General features: G+C 61.4%; 17 protein-coding genes and 1 tRNA gene. 11 read left to right on the top strand and 7 right to left on the bottom strand.

The window, feature by feature from the left end:
• The first annotated feature begins 3 nt into the window (after nt 1–3).
• From JIN84_RS22485 to JIN84_RS22495, 3 genes are read left to right on the top strand one after another with little or no spacing between them, the layout of a single operon-like run.
• The gene (locus JIN84_RS22485) at nt 4–1,113 is read left to right on the top strand and encodes a formylglycine-generating enzyme family protein (protein ID WP_200353351.1); all 1,110 of its coding nucleotides are present in this window, start codon (nt 4–6) and stop codon (nt 1,111–1,113) included.
• A 5-nt stretch (nt 1,114–1,118) separates the two neighbouring features.
• Nucleotides 1,119–2,081: an FAD:protein FMN transferase gene (locus tag JIN84_RS22490; RefSeq protein ID WP_200353352.1), complete on the top strand. Its 963-nt coding sequence runs from the start codon at nt 1,119–1,121 to the stop codon at nt 2,079–2,081.
• 10 nt (nt 2,082–2,091) lie between these two features.
• Nucleotides 2,092–2,727, top strand: a complete 636-nt coding sequence (locus JIN84_RS22495) for an HD domain-containing protein (RefSeq protein ID WP_200353353.1) — start codon at nt 2,092–2,094, stop codon at nt 2,725–2,727.
• 21 nt (nt 2,728–2,748) lie between these two features.
• Here JIN84_RS22495 and JIN84_RS22500 read toward each other — a convergent pair whose 3' ends face one another.
• The 3 genes from JIN84_RS22500 to tkt form a co-directional block, all read right to left on the bottom strand.
• Nucleotides 2,749–2,997 (bottom strand): VF530 family protein, encoded by a 249-nt coding sequence (locus tag JIN84_RS22500; RefSeq protein WP_200353354.1) that lies wholly within the window; start codon nt 2,995–2,997, stop codon nt 2,749–2,751.
• Nucleotides 2,998–3,122: 125 nt separating this feature from the next.
• Nucleotides 3,123–5,282: an autotransporter outer membrane beta-barrel domain-containing protein gene (locus JIN84_RS22505; RefSeq protein ID WP_200353355.1), complete on the bottom strand. Its 2,160-nt coding sequence runs from the start codon at nt 5,280–5,282 to the stop codon at nt 3,123–3,125.
• 299 nt (nt 5,283–5,581) lie between these two features.
• Nucleotides 5,582–7,558: a transketolase gene (gene tkt / locus JIN84_RS22510; RefSeq protein ID WP_200353356.1), complete on the bottom strand. Its 1,977-nt coding sequence runs from the start codon at nt 7,556–7,558 to the stop codon at nt 5,582–5,584.
• A 207-nt stretch (nt 7,559–7,765) separates the two neighbouring features.
• Here tkt and JIN84_RS22515 point away from each other — a divergent pair.
• The 3 genes from JIN84_RS22515 to JIN84_RS22525 all read left to right on the top strand — a co-directional run bounded on the left by JIN84_RS22515 (nt 7,766) and on the right by JIN84_RS22525 (nt 9,051).
• A tRNA-Glu gene (locus tag JIN84_RS22515) sits at nt 7,766–7,840 on the top strand.
• A gap of 85 nt (nt 7,841–7,925) precedes the next feature.
• Nucleotides 7,926–8,705, top strand: a complete 780-nt coding sequence (panB, locus tag JIN84_RS22520; protein WP_200353357.1) for a 3-methyl-2-oxobutanoate hydroxymethyltransferase — start codon at nt 7,926–7,928, stop codon at nt 8,703–8,705.
• A 4-nt stretch (nt 8,706–8,709) separates the two neighbouring features.
• Nucleotides 8,710–9,051: a hypothetical protein gene (locus tag JIN84_RS22525; protein ID WP_200353358.1), complete on the top strand. Its 342-nt coding sequence runs from the start codon at nt 8,710–8,712 to the stop codon at nt 9,049–9,051.
• Between the two features lie 75 nt (nt 9,052–9,126).
• Here JIN84_RS22525 and JIN84_RS22530 read toward each other — a convergent pair whose 3' ends face one another.
• The 3 genes from JIN84_RS22530 to JIN84_RS22540 form a co-directional block, all read right to left on the bottom strand.
• Entirely contained in the window at nt 9,127–9,372 is a 246-nt protein-coding gene (locus JIN84_RS22530; protein ID WP_200353359.1) for a hypothetical protein, read from the bottom strand.
• A gap of 276 nt (nt 9,373–9,648) precedes the next feature.
• Nucleotides 9,649–10,077 (bottom strand): hypothetical protein, encoded by a 429-nt coding sequence (locus tag JIN84_RS22535; RefSeq protein ID WP_200353360.1) that lies wholly within the window; start codon nt 10,075–10,077, stop codon nt 9,649–9,651.
• Nucleotides 10,078–10,440, bottom strand: a complete 363-nt coding sequence (locus JIN84_RS22540) for a hypothetical protein (protein ID WP_200353361.1) — start codon at nt 10,438–10,440, stop codon at nt 10,078–10,080.
• A gap of 302 nt (nt 10,441–10,742) precedes the next feature.
• On the opposite strand from JIN84_RS22540, the gene hemW reads away from it, so the two are divergent.
• Entirely contained in the window at nt 10,743–11,828 is a 1,086-nt protein-coding gene (gene hemW, locus JIN84_RS22545; protein ID WP_234043649.1) for a radical SAM family heme chaperone HemW, read from the top strand.
• 91 nt (nt 11,829–11,919) lie between these two features.
• Here the strand turns inward: hemW and JIN84_RS22550 are convergent, their stop codons facing one another.
• The gene (locus tag JIN84_RS22550; protein ID WP_200353362.1) at nt 11,920–12,543 is read right to left on the bottom strand and encodes a hypothetical protein; all 624 of its coding nucleotides are present in this window, start codon (nt 12,541–12,543) and stop codon (nt 11,920–11,922) included.
• A gap of 286 nt (nt 12,544–12,829) precedes the next feature.
• Between JIN84_RS22550 and JIN84_RS22555 the strand changes: the two genes are divergently transcribed.
• From JIN84_RS22555 to JIN84_RS22570, 4 genes are all read left to right on the top strand, one after another.
• On the top strand, nt 12,830–13,609 hold the full coding sequence (locus JIN84_RS22555; protein WP_200353363.1) for a hypothetical protein: 780 nt from the start codon (nt 12,830–12,832) through the stop codon (nt 13,607–13,609).
• Nucleotides 13,610–13,779: 170 nt separating this feature from the next.
• The gene (locus JIN84_RS22560) at nt 13,780–16,368 is read left to right on the top strand and encodes an ATP-dependent helicase C-terminal domain-containing protein (protein ID WP_200353364.1); all 2,589 of its coding nucleotides are present in this window, start codon (nt 13,780–13,782) and stop codon (nt 16,366–16,368) included.
• 202 nt (nt 16,369–16,570) lie between these two features.
• On the top strand, nt 16,571–17,122 hold the full coding sequence (locus tag JIN84_RS22565) for a hypothetical protein (RefSeq protein ID WP_200353365.1): 552 nt from the start codon (nt 16,571–16,573) through the stop codon (nt 17,120–17,122).
• Between the two features lie 21 nt (nt 17,123–17,143).
• Nucleotides 17,144–17,950, top strand: a complete 807-nt coding sequence (locus JIN84_RS22570; protein ID WP_200353366.1) for an ABC transporter ATP-binding protein — start codon at nt 17,144–17,146, stop codon at nt 17,948–17,950.
• Nucleotides 17,951–18,010: the final 60 nt, after the last annotated feature.

Here is an 18,010-nt window from a genome sequence, read left to right on the forward strand (position 1 = left end):
CCGATGAAATCCGCTGCCATCGTCTCCCTGGCGGGATGCCTCATCGCCCCGCACCTGCTCGCGGAGCTGCCGAATCCCCAACTGCTGCCGACCACCCGCGCCATTTCCGAAATCATCGCGAAGACTCCCGATCCGGAGGCTTCCGCAATGAAATCCTACGTGGAAAAGGTCAAACTGGCGGGCGACGCGAACCTCGACCTCATTGCCATCCAAGGCGGTGAATTCTCCCTCGGTTCGCCCGAAACCGAAGCGGGTCGCAAGCCGGATGAAGGACCACAGCGGAAAGTGAGGATCGATCCGTTCTGGATGGGAAAACTTGAGATTACCTGGGAACTTTACCGTCCGTTCATGGAAAACGGCAAGGCCCGCAACAAGGACGGCACGCTCAACCGGGATTCGAACCTCACTACCAGCGAGGCACCCGCCGTACAGGCCGGTGAGACGCTGAACGACACCATCACCCAGCCTACCCCGCCCTTCATGCCGATGAACCTCGGCATGGGTGATGGCTATGCGAAGGATTTCCCCGCCATTTCCATGACCCAGCACGCGGCGGGCAAGTTCTGTGAATGGCTCAGCGAGCAAACCGGGCATTTCTACCGGCTGCCCACCGAAGCCGAGTGGGAATACGCCTGCCGCGCCGGCACCACCACCGCGTGGTCGTTCGGGGACGATGCGGCCCAACTGCCGGATTACGCGTGGTTCGCGGACAATTCGGAGTTCCAATATCAGAAGGTGGGCAAGAAAAAGCCGAACCCGTGGGGACTCCATGACATGCATGGCAACGTGGCCGAACTGGTGCTTGATCAATATTTACCGGATAGCTACGCGAAATTCAAGGATGGCGAAAGCAATCCCTGGGTGCCCGCCCCCCTCCGCTATCCCACCGTCGTGCGCGGCGGCCATTGGGATGCGGACGCCGTCATGCTCCGCAGCGCGGCACGTCTTGCCAGCAGCAAGGATTGGAAGGTCATCGACCCGCAGATCCCGAAATCCATCTGGTTCTTCACCAGCGCCCCATGGCTCGGCTTCCGCGTGGTAAGACCGTTGAAAACCCCGCCGGTGGAGGAAATGCACCGCTACTGGAACATGGGCCCGGGACCAACCGAGTGATGCGGATGAACAGACCGGTGCCACCATGCAAACTCTCCGCCGCGCTGATCATTCTTGCGGCATCGCTCGCACCATTCTTACAGGCCGGAAGTCCATTTCAGAAATTCACCTTCGAGCGCGGCATCATGGCCACACGCTTCGCCATCACCTGCTATGACGACGACGCCGCGCAAGCGAAAGCAGCGGCGGATGCCGCCTTCGACGCTGCGGAGAGAATCAACCAGGTCGCCTCGGACTACATCGCGGACAGCGAATTACTGAACCTGTCGAAGCACTTTCCCGGAGAACCCGTCGCCACGTCCCCCCTGCTCTTCAAGCTCATTTCTGAAGCCCGGGGATTCGCGGAAAAAACCGACGGTCGCGTCGACCCGACACTCGGACCTTTCACCAGACTCTGGCGGGAGTCGCGCAGGAGAAAAACACTGCCGGACGAGGCCACACTCACGAAAGCCCGTGAGGCAGTGGGCTGGAAGAGCCTCGTCCTCGATCCCCATCTTTCCACCATCGCCCTGATGAAAGGAGGCATGCGCCTCGATCTCGGCGGCATCGCCAAAGGTCAGGCCGCGGATGCCATGCTCGCGGTGATGGCCACCCATGGCATTTCACGCTGCTGCATCACCGCCGGCGGGGACGTCCGTCTCGGGGATGCTCCCCCGGATGACACGGGATGGAAAATCCAAGTCCATACCCGGGAAAAAGAGACGGAGAAATCCCTCACGCTTGCCAATTGCGCGGTTTCCACCTCGGGGGAACTGCACCAGTTCATCGAGATCGATGGCACGCGCTACTCACACATCATTGATCCGGCGACCGGACTCGGTCTCACCCGCACCACCGCCGCCACCGTCATCGCTCCGGACGCCACCACCAGCGACGCGCTGGCCACCGCCTGCTGCGTGGCCCCTCCCGACATCGCGAAAAAAATGGCCCTCGCGGCTGGTGCCACCGACGTGATCCTTTCAGAGTGACGTCATTCCCATGCCCGACACCGATTCCCGCTGGCCCGCTGTTTTTTCCAATCTCTTGCAGAACCACTCCGTCGCGGACGCCGCCCACGACATGCAGCACATCCGCCGCGTCGTGGCGAACGCCCGGCGGCTCACCTTGGCGGAAGGAGCGGATTGGGAGATCGTGATGCCCGCGGCCTGGCTGCACGACTGTGTGGTCGTGCCCAAATCATCGCCACAGCGGAAGCAGGCTTCCCGACTCGCCGCGCGGCAGGCCGTGGTCTGGTTGGAGGAAAACGCCTGGCCGCATGGGAAGCTGGCGGAGATCGGCCACGCCATCGAGGCCCACAGCTTTTCCGCCGGTATAGAAACCCGCACGCTGGAAGCCATGGTCCTGCAGGATGCGGACCGCCTAGACGCGCTCGGTGCCGTAGGGCTGGCCCGCACGCTGATGCTCGGTGCGGAAATGAAACGGGAGTTCTACCACCCCGAGGATCCGTTCTGTGAAGACCGCCCGCCGGATGATTCGGTTTACACCCTGGACCACATCTACCAGAAACTGCTCACCCTGGAAGGAACGATGAAAACCGAATCAGGAAGAAAGGAAGCGGTGAGGAGAACCGAATTCTTACGACAGTTTCTGGATCAGATGAAGGACGAGGTCTGAACAAACGGAGAAACCGCCGGATCACCCCTCGCGGCTGATCCAGCCGCGTGTCACCTCGTAAACATACCAATCTTCAAGCTTCTTCCGCGCCCACGGGGTCTTGCGGAGAAAGGTGAGGCTGGACTTGATGGTGGGATCGAACATGAAACAGCGGATCTGGATCTGGTCCGCAAGCCGCTCCCAGCCATGGGCCTCCACCATGCGGGTGAGGACCTTCTCCAACGTGATGCCGTGGAGAGGATCGTTCGGATGGGGAATCGGGTCGGACATCGCGGGCAGCCTAGTGAACGGCCTTTCAAGAGTCGAGTGGGGAATATGGAGGATGGCCCGGCGGACAGGATATCCGCCGGGCCAAATGCACCGGACAACCGGCCCGCTCAGGGCAGGAACGGCGATCAGTTCCTGCGGCGGCGCAGCAAGGCGAACAGACCGAGACCACCGAGCAATGCGGTGGCGGGCTCCGGAATGACCAGCGCGATGTTGTTCGTATTCACGCCATTGTTGTAGGCATAGTCGATGTGATAGCCCGACGGGATGATTCCGGTGATCCCGGCGAAGGCGGCACCGACAAGCGATCCATAGCTGGCGAACACGTAGGCTCCGTCATTCGCGGCCTCTCCGAGCTGGCTGAGATCCAGCGTGGCATTCGTAATGTCCAGACTTCCCAAAACGGCGAGCAGGTCGACCGTGCCGGTTCCCGTGCCGTCATATTCCACCTGCAGGGTGCCGCTGATGGTGGCGGAGGCTGCGGTGAGTTTGCCGATGGAGTTGCCCGGTGCGACGATGGCTCCGGAATTCACGACCAATCCTCCGACCGTTCCCTCGCTGCCGCCGATTTTCGCATCGCTGCTCACCGTGACATTGGAGGAGGCGAGCGAACCATTGACCAGAAGCGTACCGGCGGTGACGGCTGTGGCTCCGGTGTAGGTGCTGCTGTTCCCGGTCAGGGCGAGCGTACCGCTGCCGGACTTGGTGAAAGATCCGCTGCCGGTGAAGGACTGGGAGGCGGTCAAGGTGAAATTCTGGGTATCGATCTTCGCCCCGCCGGAAAGGATTTCCGCCGTGTCGAAACCAGCGATAAAGGTGGCGGAGTCGCCCGTCGCCTGGAGCACGCCGCCGTTGAAATTGGCGGTGGCGGTGCCCGCGGCACCACTGAGTTCCGTGGTCCGGATGGTGCCGCCGTTCAGGTTGACGGTGCCGGTACCGGTGCCCACCCCGACGACCAAGCGGCTCGTGCGGAAATCCCCCGTGCCGGAAATGGTGAGGGTGCCGGTGGCGGTGTTGTTTTTCCCGATGTTGGTGATGCCGCCGGTCACATTGATGAGTCCGCCGCTCAGAAGCACCGTTCCATTGGAGGTGGAGTCACCGCCCACGACAAAATCGCCCGAACCCGCCTTGGTGATGGTTCCGCCCGTCATGGTGAGCTTGCCCACTCCGTTGGCGTTCCGCCCGACGACAAACCAGGAATCGGCGGAAAGCGTGCCGCCGCTCATGTTGTAGTTGCCGTTCGATGTACCGGAACCGATCCAGAACTCGCCATTCGTAGCGATCGCTCCGGCGGTCTGGTTGAGAGTCCCTGTCGATCCGTCTCCGACGATGAATGCGGTTCCGCCGTTGGTTTTGGTCAGGGTTCCGCCATTGACGTTCAGGACACCCGTCCCAGTACTGCGGCCGATCGAAAGCCAGCTGTTGGTATTGATCGCGCCGGACGCGCTCAATGTGACGGTGCCGTGGCTCCCCGCACCATCACCGATCTGGAATTCGCTGGTTCCGTTGTTGTTCAAGGTTCCGCCCGAGATGTTGAGGAAACCATTGCCCGCGCTTTGCCCGATGCGGAACTGATTGCCGGTGGCTTTGTTCAACGTGCCTCCGGACATGTTCAGCGTGCCGGTGACGAGATTTCCACCGGCGGACCCATTGCCGATGACGGTGGCGTTTCCGATGTTGACCGTGCCGCTGTCCAGGTTGAAAACGCCGGTGCTGGAATTGGTTCCGACGTGGAATTCGCTGGTGACGGCAAGCGTGCCGGAGGTGTTGATGTTGGCGGTCCCGTTGCCGCCGGAGCCGTTGTCGCCGCCGCCCACCCGGAGATGTCCGTTGACCGTCATGCTGCCGGTTCCCTGGCCGTATCCCGTCAGGGTGCCGCCCGTTGCCGCGGTATTCGCGAGATTGTAAACACCGGTTCCGCCATTGTGCCCGATTTTCATCCAGTTGCCGCCGCCTGTCGCCGCGATGCCGGCGGTCTGGTCCAACCGGCCATTGGTCGAGGCCCCGTTGCCGACAATGATGCCGGATGGTGTCAGCGAAATGTCCGCCGAAATGGTGGCGATGGAGCCGGTGTTGGTATTGATGACCACCTCGTCACCGAAAGTGGCTTTTTCAGGCACCCGGCCGAGGCTCCAGTTCGTCGCGGTATTCCAATCGGTGGTGCCGCTGTCGCTCCAAATATTGTTGGCGGCCCGCACGAGCGGCATGCCCGCCACGGAAATGACGGCGAGGGAGGAAACAAGTGTGGAGGAGGACACTCGTTTGAAGAGATTCTTGTTGGGTTTCATGGGTTTTGAATGAGGGGCTTTCTGATTTCCTGGTTGGGTATTTTATGGGTTGGATCCCCCCAACGACATGGGGAGTCGGAATAGCGATGCGACGTCGCGGATCTTTTCCCGCCAGAAATTTTCAGAAAATTTTCATCGGAGGGTCCGACCCGCCCGAGCAGTCAGGACCCGGCCGGAATCACCCATGGGACGCATCCGTGCCATCGCCCCTGCGAATCGCCCGGTTTCCATTCCACCCCCCAATAAAAAAGGCCCGGCCATTCCTGGCCGGACCTTTTCCAAAATACCCGGGGGCAAGCTTACTTCGCCGCGGCGATGACGCTGTCCTTGGTGATGCCGAGCTCCTTGAAGACCACGTCTCCCGGAGCGCTCATGCCGAAGCGGTCGATGCCGATGGTCTTGCCTTCGGTTCCGACATACTTCCACCAGAGGTCCGTGACACCCGCCTCAATGGAGATGCGCTTGGTGACAGCCTTCGGCAACACGCTTTCGCGATACTCCGCGCTCTGGCGCTCGAAGCGCTCGAAGCATGGAAGGGAAACGACGCGCACGCCGTCGCCCAGTTCGGTGGCGGCCGCGATGGCATACTGCAACTCGGAGCCTGTGGCGAGGAGGATGGTGGTGAGCCCGCCCGTTTCCTTGCGGGCGATGTAGCCACCGCGCAGCACGCCGTCGCGGCGGGCTTCCACGGAGAGATCGTTCATCAGCGGGATCGCCTGACGGGTGAGGATCAGCGCGGTCGGGCCATCCGTGCGGAGCAGGGCGGCGGCGAAAGCACCGGCGGTTTCCTCGGCATCGCCGGGGCGGATGACATCGAGATTCGGAATGACGCGCAGACCGCTGACCGTCTCGACCGGTTGGTGGGTCGGGCCGTCCTCACCGACACCGACGGAGTCGTGGGTGAAGATGTAGGTGACCGGCAGGTTCGACAGCGCCGCGAGGCGGATGGAGCCGCGCAGGTAGTCCGCGAAGACGAGGAAGGTCGCGCCGCTCGCGCGGAACAGGCCGTCGTAGGCGATGCCGTTGCAGATCGCGCCCATGGCGTGCTCGCGGATACCGAACCAGATGTTCCGGCCCAGAGCGTTCTCAGCGGAGAAGTCGCCGCCGTCCTTGATGTAGTTTTTGGTGGAGCCGAAGAGGTCCGCGCTGCCGGTGAGGAACTGCGGCACTTCCTTCGCCACCGCGTTGATGACGGTCGCGCCTGCGGAACGGGTGGCATCCTTGTAGTCCGCGGCGAATGCCGGGATCTTCGAGCTGAGATCGGAAGGAACCGAGAGCGCCACACCGGCGGTCAGCTCGGCGGCGAGTTCGGGATTCGCCTTGGCCCACGCGTCGTAGGTGGCCTGCCACTTTTCGAACACGGCCTTCGAAGCCTCCTTTTTTTCCGCGAAAAACGCGACGGTCTCGGCGGAAACATAGAAATGCTCGTCGGCGGGCAGTCCGAGTCCGGCGCGGGCGCCGTCGATGAACTTCGCTCCGCCTTCGCCATGGCCCTTCGCGGTGCCCTGGACTTCGGGGATTCCTTTTCCGATGAGGGTCTTCGCGATGATGACCTTCGGGCGGCCGTTCTTCGCGGACTTCGCCGTCTCGATGGCGGAAGCGATGGCACCCAGGTCGTGACCGTCGATGGTGACGGCGTCCCAACGCTGGGAAAGGAAATACTGCTCGGCATCCTCGCCTTGGGTGACCTTCGCCATGGCGTCCAGCGTCACGTCGTTCGAATCATAGATGAGGATGAGGTTGTCGAGGCCGCTGTGGCCTGCGAAGGCGATCGCTTCCTTCGCGACACCTTCCTGAAGGCAGCCGTCGCCGAGGATGGCGAAAACGTGTTGGTCGAAGATCGTGTGCTCCGCCGTGTTGAAACGGGCGGCGGCACGCTTGCCGGAGAGCGCGTAGCCCACGGCATTTCCCACACCCTGGCCGAGTGGGCCGGTGGTCGCCTCCACGCCGGGAGTCTCATGATACTCGGGATGGCCCGGAGTGATCGAATGCAGCGCGCGGAACTTTTTCACGTCGTCACGCGAGACCGCGAAACCGGAAAGGTGCAGCCAACTGTAAAGGAACATGGAGCCGTGACCCGCGGAAAGGACGAAGCGGTCGCGGTTCAGCCACTTCGGCGCGTCCGGATAGTAGCGCAGGGACTCGCCGAAAAGCACGGCACCGATTTCGGCACAGCCAAGTGGAAGACCGAGGTGGCCGGAGTTACATACATGGACGGCATCCATGGCGAGGCCACGGGCTTCATTGGCAGCTTGAGCAAGCAGTGTCGTGTTCATCAGATTTTTTCCGCAATGGTTATGAGGGGCGGATGGGTGCAACCGTAGAAATCCCGCCCTGATTGACAAGCCACCATTCGGGGTAAGGCATCTTGATGTGCTGAAAACCGCTCATTTTCCGCATGATTTCAGCAATATGAAAATTTTAGCCAAAAAATTCTTGCAACTCTCCGGCCGGTGGAGTTCCTTTCCGCCGTCGCCGCGAACGACCCGTTCGTCTATCGGTTAGGACTCCAGGTTTTCATCCTGGCAAGAAGGGTTCGACTCCCTTACGGGTCGCCATTTATCATTCAGCCTCCGCCCTGCGGGGGCTTTTTTGTTTAGGCGAACTTCCACCTTCCGCTCATCAAAACCGGGACCACAACAAGTGACCGCTCTCCAAAAAGTCGAAGCCATCCGCGACCGGAAAGGCAAACGCGCCATCGCCGCGCTCACCGCCTATGACTACCCCACCGCCCGCCTGCTGGATGAAAGCGGCGTGGACGTCCTGCTGGTCGGGGACTCGCTGGGAATGGTCGTGCTCGGATTTCCCGACACCACGCATGTCACGCTGGAACACATGCTCCATCACGTGGCCGCCGTGGCCCGGGCGAAACCAAACGCGCTCGTCGTCGGAGACCTTCCCATCCACACCTACGACACGCCGGAACAGGCGCTGGAAACCGCCCGCCGCCTCGTTGAAGCGGGAGCCGGGGCGGTGAAGCTGGAAGGCGGTGTGAGCGAGGCGGAAAAAGTCCGCGCCATCACCTCGGCGGGCATCCCCGTGATGGGCCACCTCGGCATGCTTCCCCAGCGCGTCCTCGAAGAAGGCGGCTACCGCAAGAAAGGCAGGACCCCCGAGCAAACCGAAGCCATCCGCGAAGGCGCGCAAGCCATCATCGACGCCGGAGTCTTCGCCATCGTCCTGGAATCCGTAGTCCCCGACTCCGCGCGATTCCTCACCACCACCCTTTCCGTCCCCACCATCGGCATCGGTTGCGGAGACCACACCTGCGACGGGGAAGTCGCTGTCATCACGGACCTGCTCGGCTCGTATCCCTGGTTCGTCCCGCCCTTCGCCAAACCGCAGGCCGATGTGGCCGGAGCGACAAGGGAAGCGGTCCGGCGTTATGTCAAAAACGTGGAAAATCCCTCACACCCGCAGTAGCGAAATGAACAGCTATTCCGTGCGTTGTATTTTTGAAGTTCCGAAAGAACATTCCAACAAATCGGCATTCCTCTACGAGGAGCGGATCACCATCTGGCGCGCGAAGGACATTGACGAAGCGATCGACAAGGCGGCTGAAGAAGCTGAAATTTACGCGGATTCAAACTCCCTTTCCTATACGGGCCTGGCCCAAGCCTACTGGATGTTCACCAAAACGGATCTGGATGGAGTGGAGGTCTTCTCACTCATGCGGGAAAGCGGTTTGAAAACGGACGATTACCTGGATGCTTTTTTCAGTACGGGAAACGAACGACAGAAAGGGATGGACCTTCCCGAGCCACTGTAAAATCCCTCCTCCGGCCTCGGGTGACAATATTCCCGGTGACAAGCGGCACATTGTGCGTTTCTCAGCTTTTCCAGCTCAAAGAGTCGACAGGAAATGGGCTGCGGTCAGAATAAGCACTATCAGGATTACCAGCGAAATCCGATAAAGGCGTCCGTTCGACAACTGGTTCTGGACAGCACGTAGCTGGTTGTCCACCGCCTTCTGCTGAAGCTCGAAAGCTTGCTTCTGGATCAGTTGGCTTTCCTTCATGATTGCCTGATTCTCCAGTTGGAGTCGCGCGATCTGGTCCAGTTTCGCAAGGATTTCGGATTCGTTGTTCATGATGCGGTTTCGATGAAAATTAAAACGCAATTCTCCATGAGTGAAGGAACTTCTTGCTCAAATGGCTGGCGTCTTGATCCCATTTCGGGCAGGCGGTTTCTGGCGACTTGATTCTTCCCGAACCTTTCAACCACTTTCCCGGGTGGCAGCAATCAATCTCGCGACCCTGCCCGGGTGTCCGGGGCCGACCAGCGGACCAAGGACAATCAGCGTGGCCGCCAATCCTACTACGATTTCAGTAATCCTCATGATCCCGCCAAAGGCTGTCCGGCATCATCAGCTTCCTCCATCGCTCCTGACCTTGTAGCCACCTTCCTGGGGAATGATGCGGTATGCGCACATTCCCAAAGGACCAAGTGCCAGCTTAACCTCGAATCCGCCTTCCGGAGATTGCTTTCCCACCGAGATCATTCCGGTCGCGGACCAATCAACCTTTCCCAGCGTCTCATTCGTGACGAGTGAATAACCTTCCGGCAGTTCACCGTTCCTTGCCATTTTCTCGAAAATTTCCCCATACAGGACGAAATTCTTTTTCTTCGCGAACAACGACTGGTCGGAGTATCTGGCAGTGAACCGGTTGCTGCCGTGCCGGGCCCATTCGATCACATCCAGGGCCAGCTTCTTCGACGGCAACGGCGCGTCCGCCCCGGCGACAGGATGAAGGGAACAGAAAGCCGCGGTCAGAAGGGGGAGGATCAATTTCATTCAGGCGGACGTATGTGTGGATTCACGTAAGGAGGACAGCCCGGAATCCCCGGCTTCCAGGCCATTGCCTGATTCCGGTGGCAGGGTCAGCCGTTCCGCGACATGCAGGCGGCGAACGACCAGTTCGTCAATCTCCAGACGACGGACCCTGGCCCGGCCGACGACCAGTCGTCCGATGGCTATCGCACCGACGGCGCAGGCACCAAGCGCGACCGACCCCAAGGCCAGGGTGCCGAGCGCCTGCGCACCGACCGCGATCGCAGAAACCGCATGGGCATGTGTGGTTTTGCATTTCATTGTCCCTGCGATGTCGATTGCGGGAGCCGAGACCATCCCCCATGGTCCGCCGGACTTGTCCGGCATTCCTCCGGTTGGGAGAAATTGATCTTTTCCGAAAGCTTCATATTCGATTGGAAAACCACGGTCCGCTATCGCTGCAGATTGATCACATAGGAAGGATCTGGCGATAGAATTCTTTCCGCCATCGTGCGGAATTTTGTTAGAACCGCCGATGTCTGAAAACCTGCGGCAGGTGAAGTGTCCTCCAGGACAAGATCCGCTTTCGTCCCACCTGAGGAAACCCGCCCCAGCTCCTCCGCCCGGTTGAACCATCCCCACTTCAGACTTGCCCGCCCTCCACACGCGGAGACAGTCGGGAAAACATTTTGCTGCTCTACCTCCACATCCCCTTCTGCCACCGTGTCTGCCCGTATTGCTCGTTTTACAAGCACACGCCCGGCACCACGCCCATCGGCCGGTTCGTGGACGCCATGGCGGCTGAGATGAAATCGCGGCTGACCGCCCAGCCACGCACCGTTTACCTCGGCGGAGGCACACCGAGCATGCTCTCGCCGGGCCATCTTACCCGGCTTTTCACCTCGTTGCACGAGACGTTCGAATTCTCCCTGCTCGACGAGGTCACGCTTGAGGCGAACCCCGCCACCTTCGACGCCGGGAAGGCGAAACTTTTCCGCGACCTCGGTGTCACCCGCATCTCGCTCGGCATCCAGTCCTTCACCCCGCATGTGCTGGAAATCCTCGGCCGCGAGCACTCCGTGGCCCAGGCGAGCGAAGCCGTGAAGATCCTCCGGGACGCGGGCATGCCCTCGATCAACATCGATCTGATGTTCTCCATTCCCGGACAGTCCAAGGACGACTGGCAGGCGACGCTCGAGCACGCGATGTCCCTCAGTCCCGACCACATCTCCGCCTACAACCTCACCTACGAGGAGGACACCGCCTTCTTCGAATCCCTCCGCCGTGGCGAGATGCGCGAGAACGAGGACCATGACGCCGAGTTCTTCCACCTCGCCGACGACCTGCTCACCGCCGCCGGATTCGACCACTACGAAACCTCGAACTACGCAAAACCCGGTCACCACTCCACCCACAACCAAGGCTACTGGCGCGGGGAAGACTACCTCGGCCTCGGCCCCTCCGCCGTCTCCACCCTGGATGGAGTGCGTTGGAAAAACGTGGCGGACACCGCGAGCTACGTTTCGCAGGTGGAAGCGATCGGCAACGCCCTCACCGAGTCCGAGACGCTCGATGCCGAAGCCCGCCGCCTCGAACGAATCGCCCTCGGATTGCGGACGAAAGACGGCATCTCCCTCGACCTGCTCGGCCCGGACGCCCTTGAGCGCGCCCGCCACCTCTCCACCGAAGGTCTTGCCCGCATCACCGGGAACCAGCTCATCCTCATCCACCACGGCCGCGCGCTCGTGGACCCCATCGCCGCGGAGCTGGTTTGACAAAACTTGACGAAGGGTCCCGCTCCGGCTTGCCAAATTTCAACGCCTGGAAATCAGAAGACACTGCCCGCCGGACCTTCCATCGCCCTCCTTACTCCGGCCACAACAGCTTCCACCCCTCACCCGCCCAGACCGGGTGTTTCGGGTCCAGCACATTCATTCCGTCCAGCATCACATGTCCGTCCTTTTCTATTTGGTGGATTTTGAAAGAGTCACCCGTTGTGAAAATGACCGCCTTGCCATCCAACGGTCCGGGATCGAAACGATCCGTTCCCGGAATCAAGGGAGCGACTATCAACGGTCGTGACGGATTCCCCGTCGCAGAAAGCCCTGAAACATAGGAGAATCCCGTTTCCCCTTTCTCCAACGCCCGGGAACCGGTCATGACATTGTCCGGCTTTTTTCCGTCACGGGTCCTGACATGAAACATGGTTTCATTCTGAACGATTCCCGAAACAATCAGCTGCCGGAAGACATCATTCGATGATTGAATGGTCGCGGGGAGATCAGTCCCGGCAGTGCTTTCCACCGCATCAATGGTGTCCGCATCAGGATATTTCCCGTATTCGGACTGGAACTCGAACATCGCCAGACCTATCTGCCTCATATTATTAACAGCTTCCGAAATGAGATGATTTCCACGGCGGTTCCTGACCTTGATCATGTCAGGCAGCAGCCAGAGAACAGGCGCGAGGATGAGCGTGATGACCACCATCAGGACACCTCTCCACAAATGACGGGATGGAAGTCCGGCGTCAGGCGGAGCGGCATTGTTTGATCGGGCTCCAGGTATCATCAGACAAGCCAAGCATCGTCCATTCCCGATCGCGAGCGGTTTCGGGATCTTCATCTGTTTTTCACAAAACCGCATCGAAGAGAGTCCGCCCCCTCACGAACCATCCTCACCCGGGCAATCCGCCGACAATAAAACGCAACCACCCCGCAGCACATCTTCCCCGGATATCCCAGGATGGGCGCCGTCACACGACCCCCATGCCAACATGAAACCATACACATTCATCCCGCTCCTCCCCCTGCTCGCCACATCCCTCTCCGCCTCCGTCCTCGTGAAGTATGACTTCGACAAGGATCATCTCGGAAACACCATCACCGGCAGCACGACCGGCGGCACGAACGGTCCGGTCATCAGCACCGTCTACCCCTCCATCAGCTTTGGTGCGAGCACCGCCGAACCGCGGGTGAAGAAGGAATATGACAACGCCACCGACTCCCCCGCCAACTACTATTGGAAAGGCTGGGACGGCAACATGATGCGCGTGAAAAACCACGGTCCCGCCAGCGGCCCCGGCGTCTATGCCGGCAGCGCGAATCTGGCCGACGCCGTGACGAACGCCTCCTACTTCGCCTTCACCTACAATCCCACGGTGGCCACCTCCTTCACCCGGATCAGCTTCCAGGCCGCCGCCCGCGTCGGGACGCTGAACCCGCTCTTCGAACTCCCCGTGGGCATCACCGTGCGCTCCAGCCTCACCGGAACCGCCAACCTCGCGGCCACCTCCATGATCAACGCCTATGCCGAGCTCGCACAATACCAGAGCATCAACATCGACCTCACCGGCTTTGACGAATTCCAGGACCACAATGGCTCTCCCGTGACATTCTACTTCTACATGGACAGCCAGGGCACCACCGCCAGGCGCGAGGTCTTCATCGACAACCTGACCCTCGAAGGAATCCAGGCCATCCCCGAATCCACTTCGCTCTTGCTGGCCGCCTGCGGCGCGACCGGCTTGATCGCCCGGCGGAGACGAGCCCGTTGACCTCACCCTCAGGCCGAAGGCCCGGCTCAAGAAAAAGTGGTCCGCCTCCGGCCCTGTTTGGAATGCGGTCGGGGCGTTCCACCCGCCGTATCGTCCCGCACCCGTTCAGCAACCAAATTCCCACGATTCTAAGATAGCCAGTCCACCTGATTTCCGTCAAATCCTCCGGCGTGACGTTGCCAGCTTATGAAATCGAACCGGCGCTGCGGTTGGCGCTTCAGGAGAAGCGTGCCCGGGTGCTGCTGAAGGCTCCGACCGGCTCGGGAAAATCCACGGCGGTGCCGGGCATGCTGGTGGATGCGGGGATTCCCGGGAAAATCCTGGTCATCGAGCCACGTCGCATGGCGGCAAGGTTGCTCGCGGGCTGGGTGGCGAAGCTGCGGAAGGCGACGCTGGGCCACGAGGTGGGCTATGCGATCCGCTATGATACGAAATACCGTGAGGACTCGCGCATCATCTATCTCACGGACGGGGTTTTCCAACGCTGGATCCAGGACGATCCCGAGCTGAAGGGCGTCGGTGCGGTGATTTTCGACGAATTCCACGAACGCCGCCTGACGGTGGACATCGCTCTGGCGCGCTGTCTGGACCTGCAGGAATCCGCACGGCCCGACCTGCGGGTGGTCGTCATGTCCGCCACGCTGGAAACGGCGGGACTGGCGGACTATCTGGCACCGGCGGTTTCGTTGGAAGCGGGCGGACGGATGTTTCCCGTGCAGGTTTTTTATCGGGCGGACCGTCCACCGCAGAACGACCGGCGCGGCGGACCACCCCAGGTGACGCCGGTTTGGGAAAAAATGGCGAACGTCTGCCGCGAGGCGATGGCGATGCCGGAGCCGGGAAACATCCTGATGTTCCTGCCCGGCACCCACGAGATCCGCCGCACGGTGGAACTGCTGGAAAACAGCGGCATCGCGAAAGGTTGGGACGTTTTCCCGCTCTATTCGTCCCTTCCTCCCGCAGCACAGGAGGAGGCGATCTCTCCGGGACCGAGGCCGAAGATCATCGTGGCGACCAACGTGGCGGAAACCTCGCTCACCATCGACGGCGTCCGCACCGTGATCGACAGCGGACTGGCGCGCACCGCGTCCTTCGAACCACGGCGCGGGATCAACACCCTGCTCATCACAAAAATCTCCCGCGCCGCCGCCGAGCAACGAGCGGGCCGGGCCGGGCGGACCGCATCGGGACGCGCCTTCCGCCTGTGGAGCGAGGCGGAGCACGGGCGACGCGCTGAATTCGAATCACCCGAAGTGCATCGCGTGGATCTCGCGGAGGCTGTGCTGCTGTTGAAGGCGGCGGGGGTTCCGGAAGTAAGGGATTTCCGATGGTTCGACGCTCCGGTGGAGCTGTCGCTCTCCCGGGCGGAGCGGTTGCTCCATGACCTCGGCGCGCTGGATTCCGACAGAAACCTGACAGACGAAGGCCGGAAAATGGCATCCCTGCCGCTGGAGCCGAGATTCTCCCGCCTGATGCTCGCCGGGCACGAACACGGCTGCGTGGCGGAGACCGCGTTCATCGCCGCTACGGTGCAGGGCGACGGGATCTTCACCACCAAGCGTGGCGGGCCGGGCCGGAAGGACTTCATTTTCCCTGATGATGATACGGATTTCGCAGGAGAATGGCGGGCCTTCGAGTCCGCCGGTGCCATGGGCTTCGATCCCCGGCGCTGCGACCAGGTGGGCGTGATGGCACGCGGAGCGCGGGAAATCTCACAGGGATTCGACCGGCTGGGCTCGATGGCCCGGCGCTTCGGTTGGGAATGGCGCGGGGTGGATTTTCATTCGAATCACGAGGCGGTCGGAAAGGCGATGCTAGCGGCATTCAGCGATCAGCTGGCGATCCGGCTGAGCCAGGGCACCCTCGCCTGCAAGCTGGTGGGCAACCGCAAGGGCAAGCTGGACGAGGATTCGTGCGTGAGGAAAGCCCCGGCCTTCGTCGCGGCGGAGATCACCGAGGTGGAGGCGCGCGAAATCATCACCCACCTGCGGCGGGCCACCGCGACCGACCCGGCCTGGCTGGCGGAATTGTTCCCCGACGACCTGACGGTGAGCGACGGAGCCTCGTGGGACGATGTCCGGCGGCGCGTGGTGGCGCGGAAGGAAACAAAATTCCGCGACCTCGTGCTGGAGGCGAAGGAGAGCGACCACGGCGTGAACCTGGACGCGGCGGCGGAACTCCTCGCTGCCAGGGTGCTCACGGGCGAACTGATCCTCAAGAACTGGGATGACTCGGTGAACCAATGGACCGCACGGCTGGCCTCGCTGGGCCGCTGGATGCCGGAACTGGAACTGCCCGGCTGGTCCGATGAAGACCGGGCGGATGCCATCGCCCAGATCTGCCATGGCGCGGTGAGCTACAAGGAAATCAAGGAGGCCAACGTCTGGCGCGTCCTCCGCGAATGGCTGAGCCACACCCAGCGTGCGGCACTCGATTCCTATGCTCCGGAGCGCGTGAACCTGCCGAACGGACAAACCGCCAAGGTGACCTACACCGATGGCATGGACCCGTTCATTTCCGTGCGCGTGTCACATCTTTTCGGAATGTGGGAAACCCCGACCGTCGCGGGCGGACGCGTGCCGCTGCTGGTCCACATCCTCACCCCCGGTCAAAAACCCTGGCAGATGACGAAAGACCTGAAGGGCTTCTGGGCGGGTGGATACGCCCAGATGAAAAAAGAGGTCGCGGGCAGGTATCCACGGCATCCATGGCCGGATGATCCCAAAGGCTGGGTGGCGGCGGGCAGCCCGAGGAAATGAATGTGAAATTGTAACCACGGAGGCTCCGGAGGGCGGACGACGGCCGCTCCGTGGGGCGTTCAGAATAAGTCCCATAGGACCTATAAGACCGATTCTTCATTCTCTTCTTTTCCGTATATTCCACGGTTCCTTTTTTCCCTCCAAACCCAAATCCCACGGGATTTTCTTTGTCATCCGCCGATGATTACCCAGATTCCCTGACATGTGGAAATTGCTGCTGATTTTTTCAGTCCTCCCGATCCTCGCCGCGATGGCCTCGCGATGGTGGTTCGGGCTGCGCGTGCTTGCGGACGAAGGCAGACGCCAGTGCCGCTGCATCGCGGGGAAAGGCCCGTCCCCCGGCGATGCGGATACGGAAAAATCCGCGGCGGAGTTCGGCAGGGAACTGCGCTTGCTCGCACTCGAGGAATGGCGTGAGCGGGACCTGAAGGCTGCGAACTCGCGTGAGAACTCCCGCCGTTTCGGCATGGCCGTGCCGCCGATGAGCGGAATCATCGCCATCTTCGCGGTGATTGTGGGACGGGTCATCCCGATGGGTGGCTTCACCATCTTCGCCTCCGCGACAGCGATCTCCTGTGCGTTCGGACTGTTGTCCCTGGCACCCGAGCTGCGGGCCATCGCCGTGACAGCGAGACGGTTCCGCACCGACAAGAACTTCCCCAGAAGGGATGACGAGGACGCGGTGGTGAACTGCGCCATCGCCCACGCATGGAAAGAGACACTGCCACCGGTGCTCTCCTTGATCCAGAAATGATCCCCTCCCCCACCCTCTCTCATGACAAGAAAAGATTCTCCGGAAACACCCGCGATTTTTGAAATCGCCAACGCGAATGTCTGGCGCGGCGACACGCTCGCGCTGCGGGAGTTCTCCCTCACACTCGTCCATGGTGAAAGCGTGGCGATTCTCGGACCGAATGGTGCCGGGAAAAGCTCCTTTCTCAAGTTGCTCACCGGTGAGGTGCGTCCGGCTGCGGATAAGGGAATGCATTGCCGGTTGTTTGGAGAAGAACTCTGGTCGCTGGAGGAAATCCGCCACCGCATCGGCGTGATCATGCCGGAGGAGGTCGCGCGTTTCGAAGCGGACGAGCTGACGCGTGACGCCGTGCTTTCCTCGCTGCGCGGCGCCTACGGCCGCACGCGGGACATGCGCTTTTCCCAAGCGGAAAAGGAGCAGGCGATGGTCTCCATGGAACTGATGGGCGTGGCGGAACTGGCAAACAGGGCCTTCGGTACTTTGTCTTCCGGCGAGAGGCGGCGCATCCTGATCGCCCGCGCCCTGGTCCATCAACCCCAGGTGCTGGTCCTGGACGAGCCCTCGACCGCGCTGGACTTCGCCGCGAACATCCAGCTCACCGGGATGTTGCGGAAGCTCCTGCAGGAGAACCGGGACCTGCTGCTCGTCACCCACCATCCGGGAGAAATCCCTCCCGAGATCGACCGCGTGATCCTGTTGCGGGACGGTCGGATCTTCGCCGACGGCAGGAAGCGTGATGTCTTGAAATCCGCCCTGCTCAGCGAGCTTTACGATGTCCCGCTGAAGGTCTCCTGGTCGCATGGCTGGTGCGACGTGAGACCGGTTTGAGGTGACGGGGGTCCGGGGACACGAACCCCCGGGAGGAGCGATCTCACGATCGCTCCATCA

Origin of the sequence: Luteolibacter yonseiensis (genome assembly GCF_016595465.1) — a bacterium.
GTDB classification, from domain to species: Bacteria; Verrucomicrobiota; Verrucomicrobiia; order Verrucomicrobiales; family Akkermansiaceae; genus Luteolibacter; species Luteolibacter yonseiensis.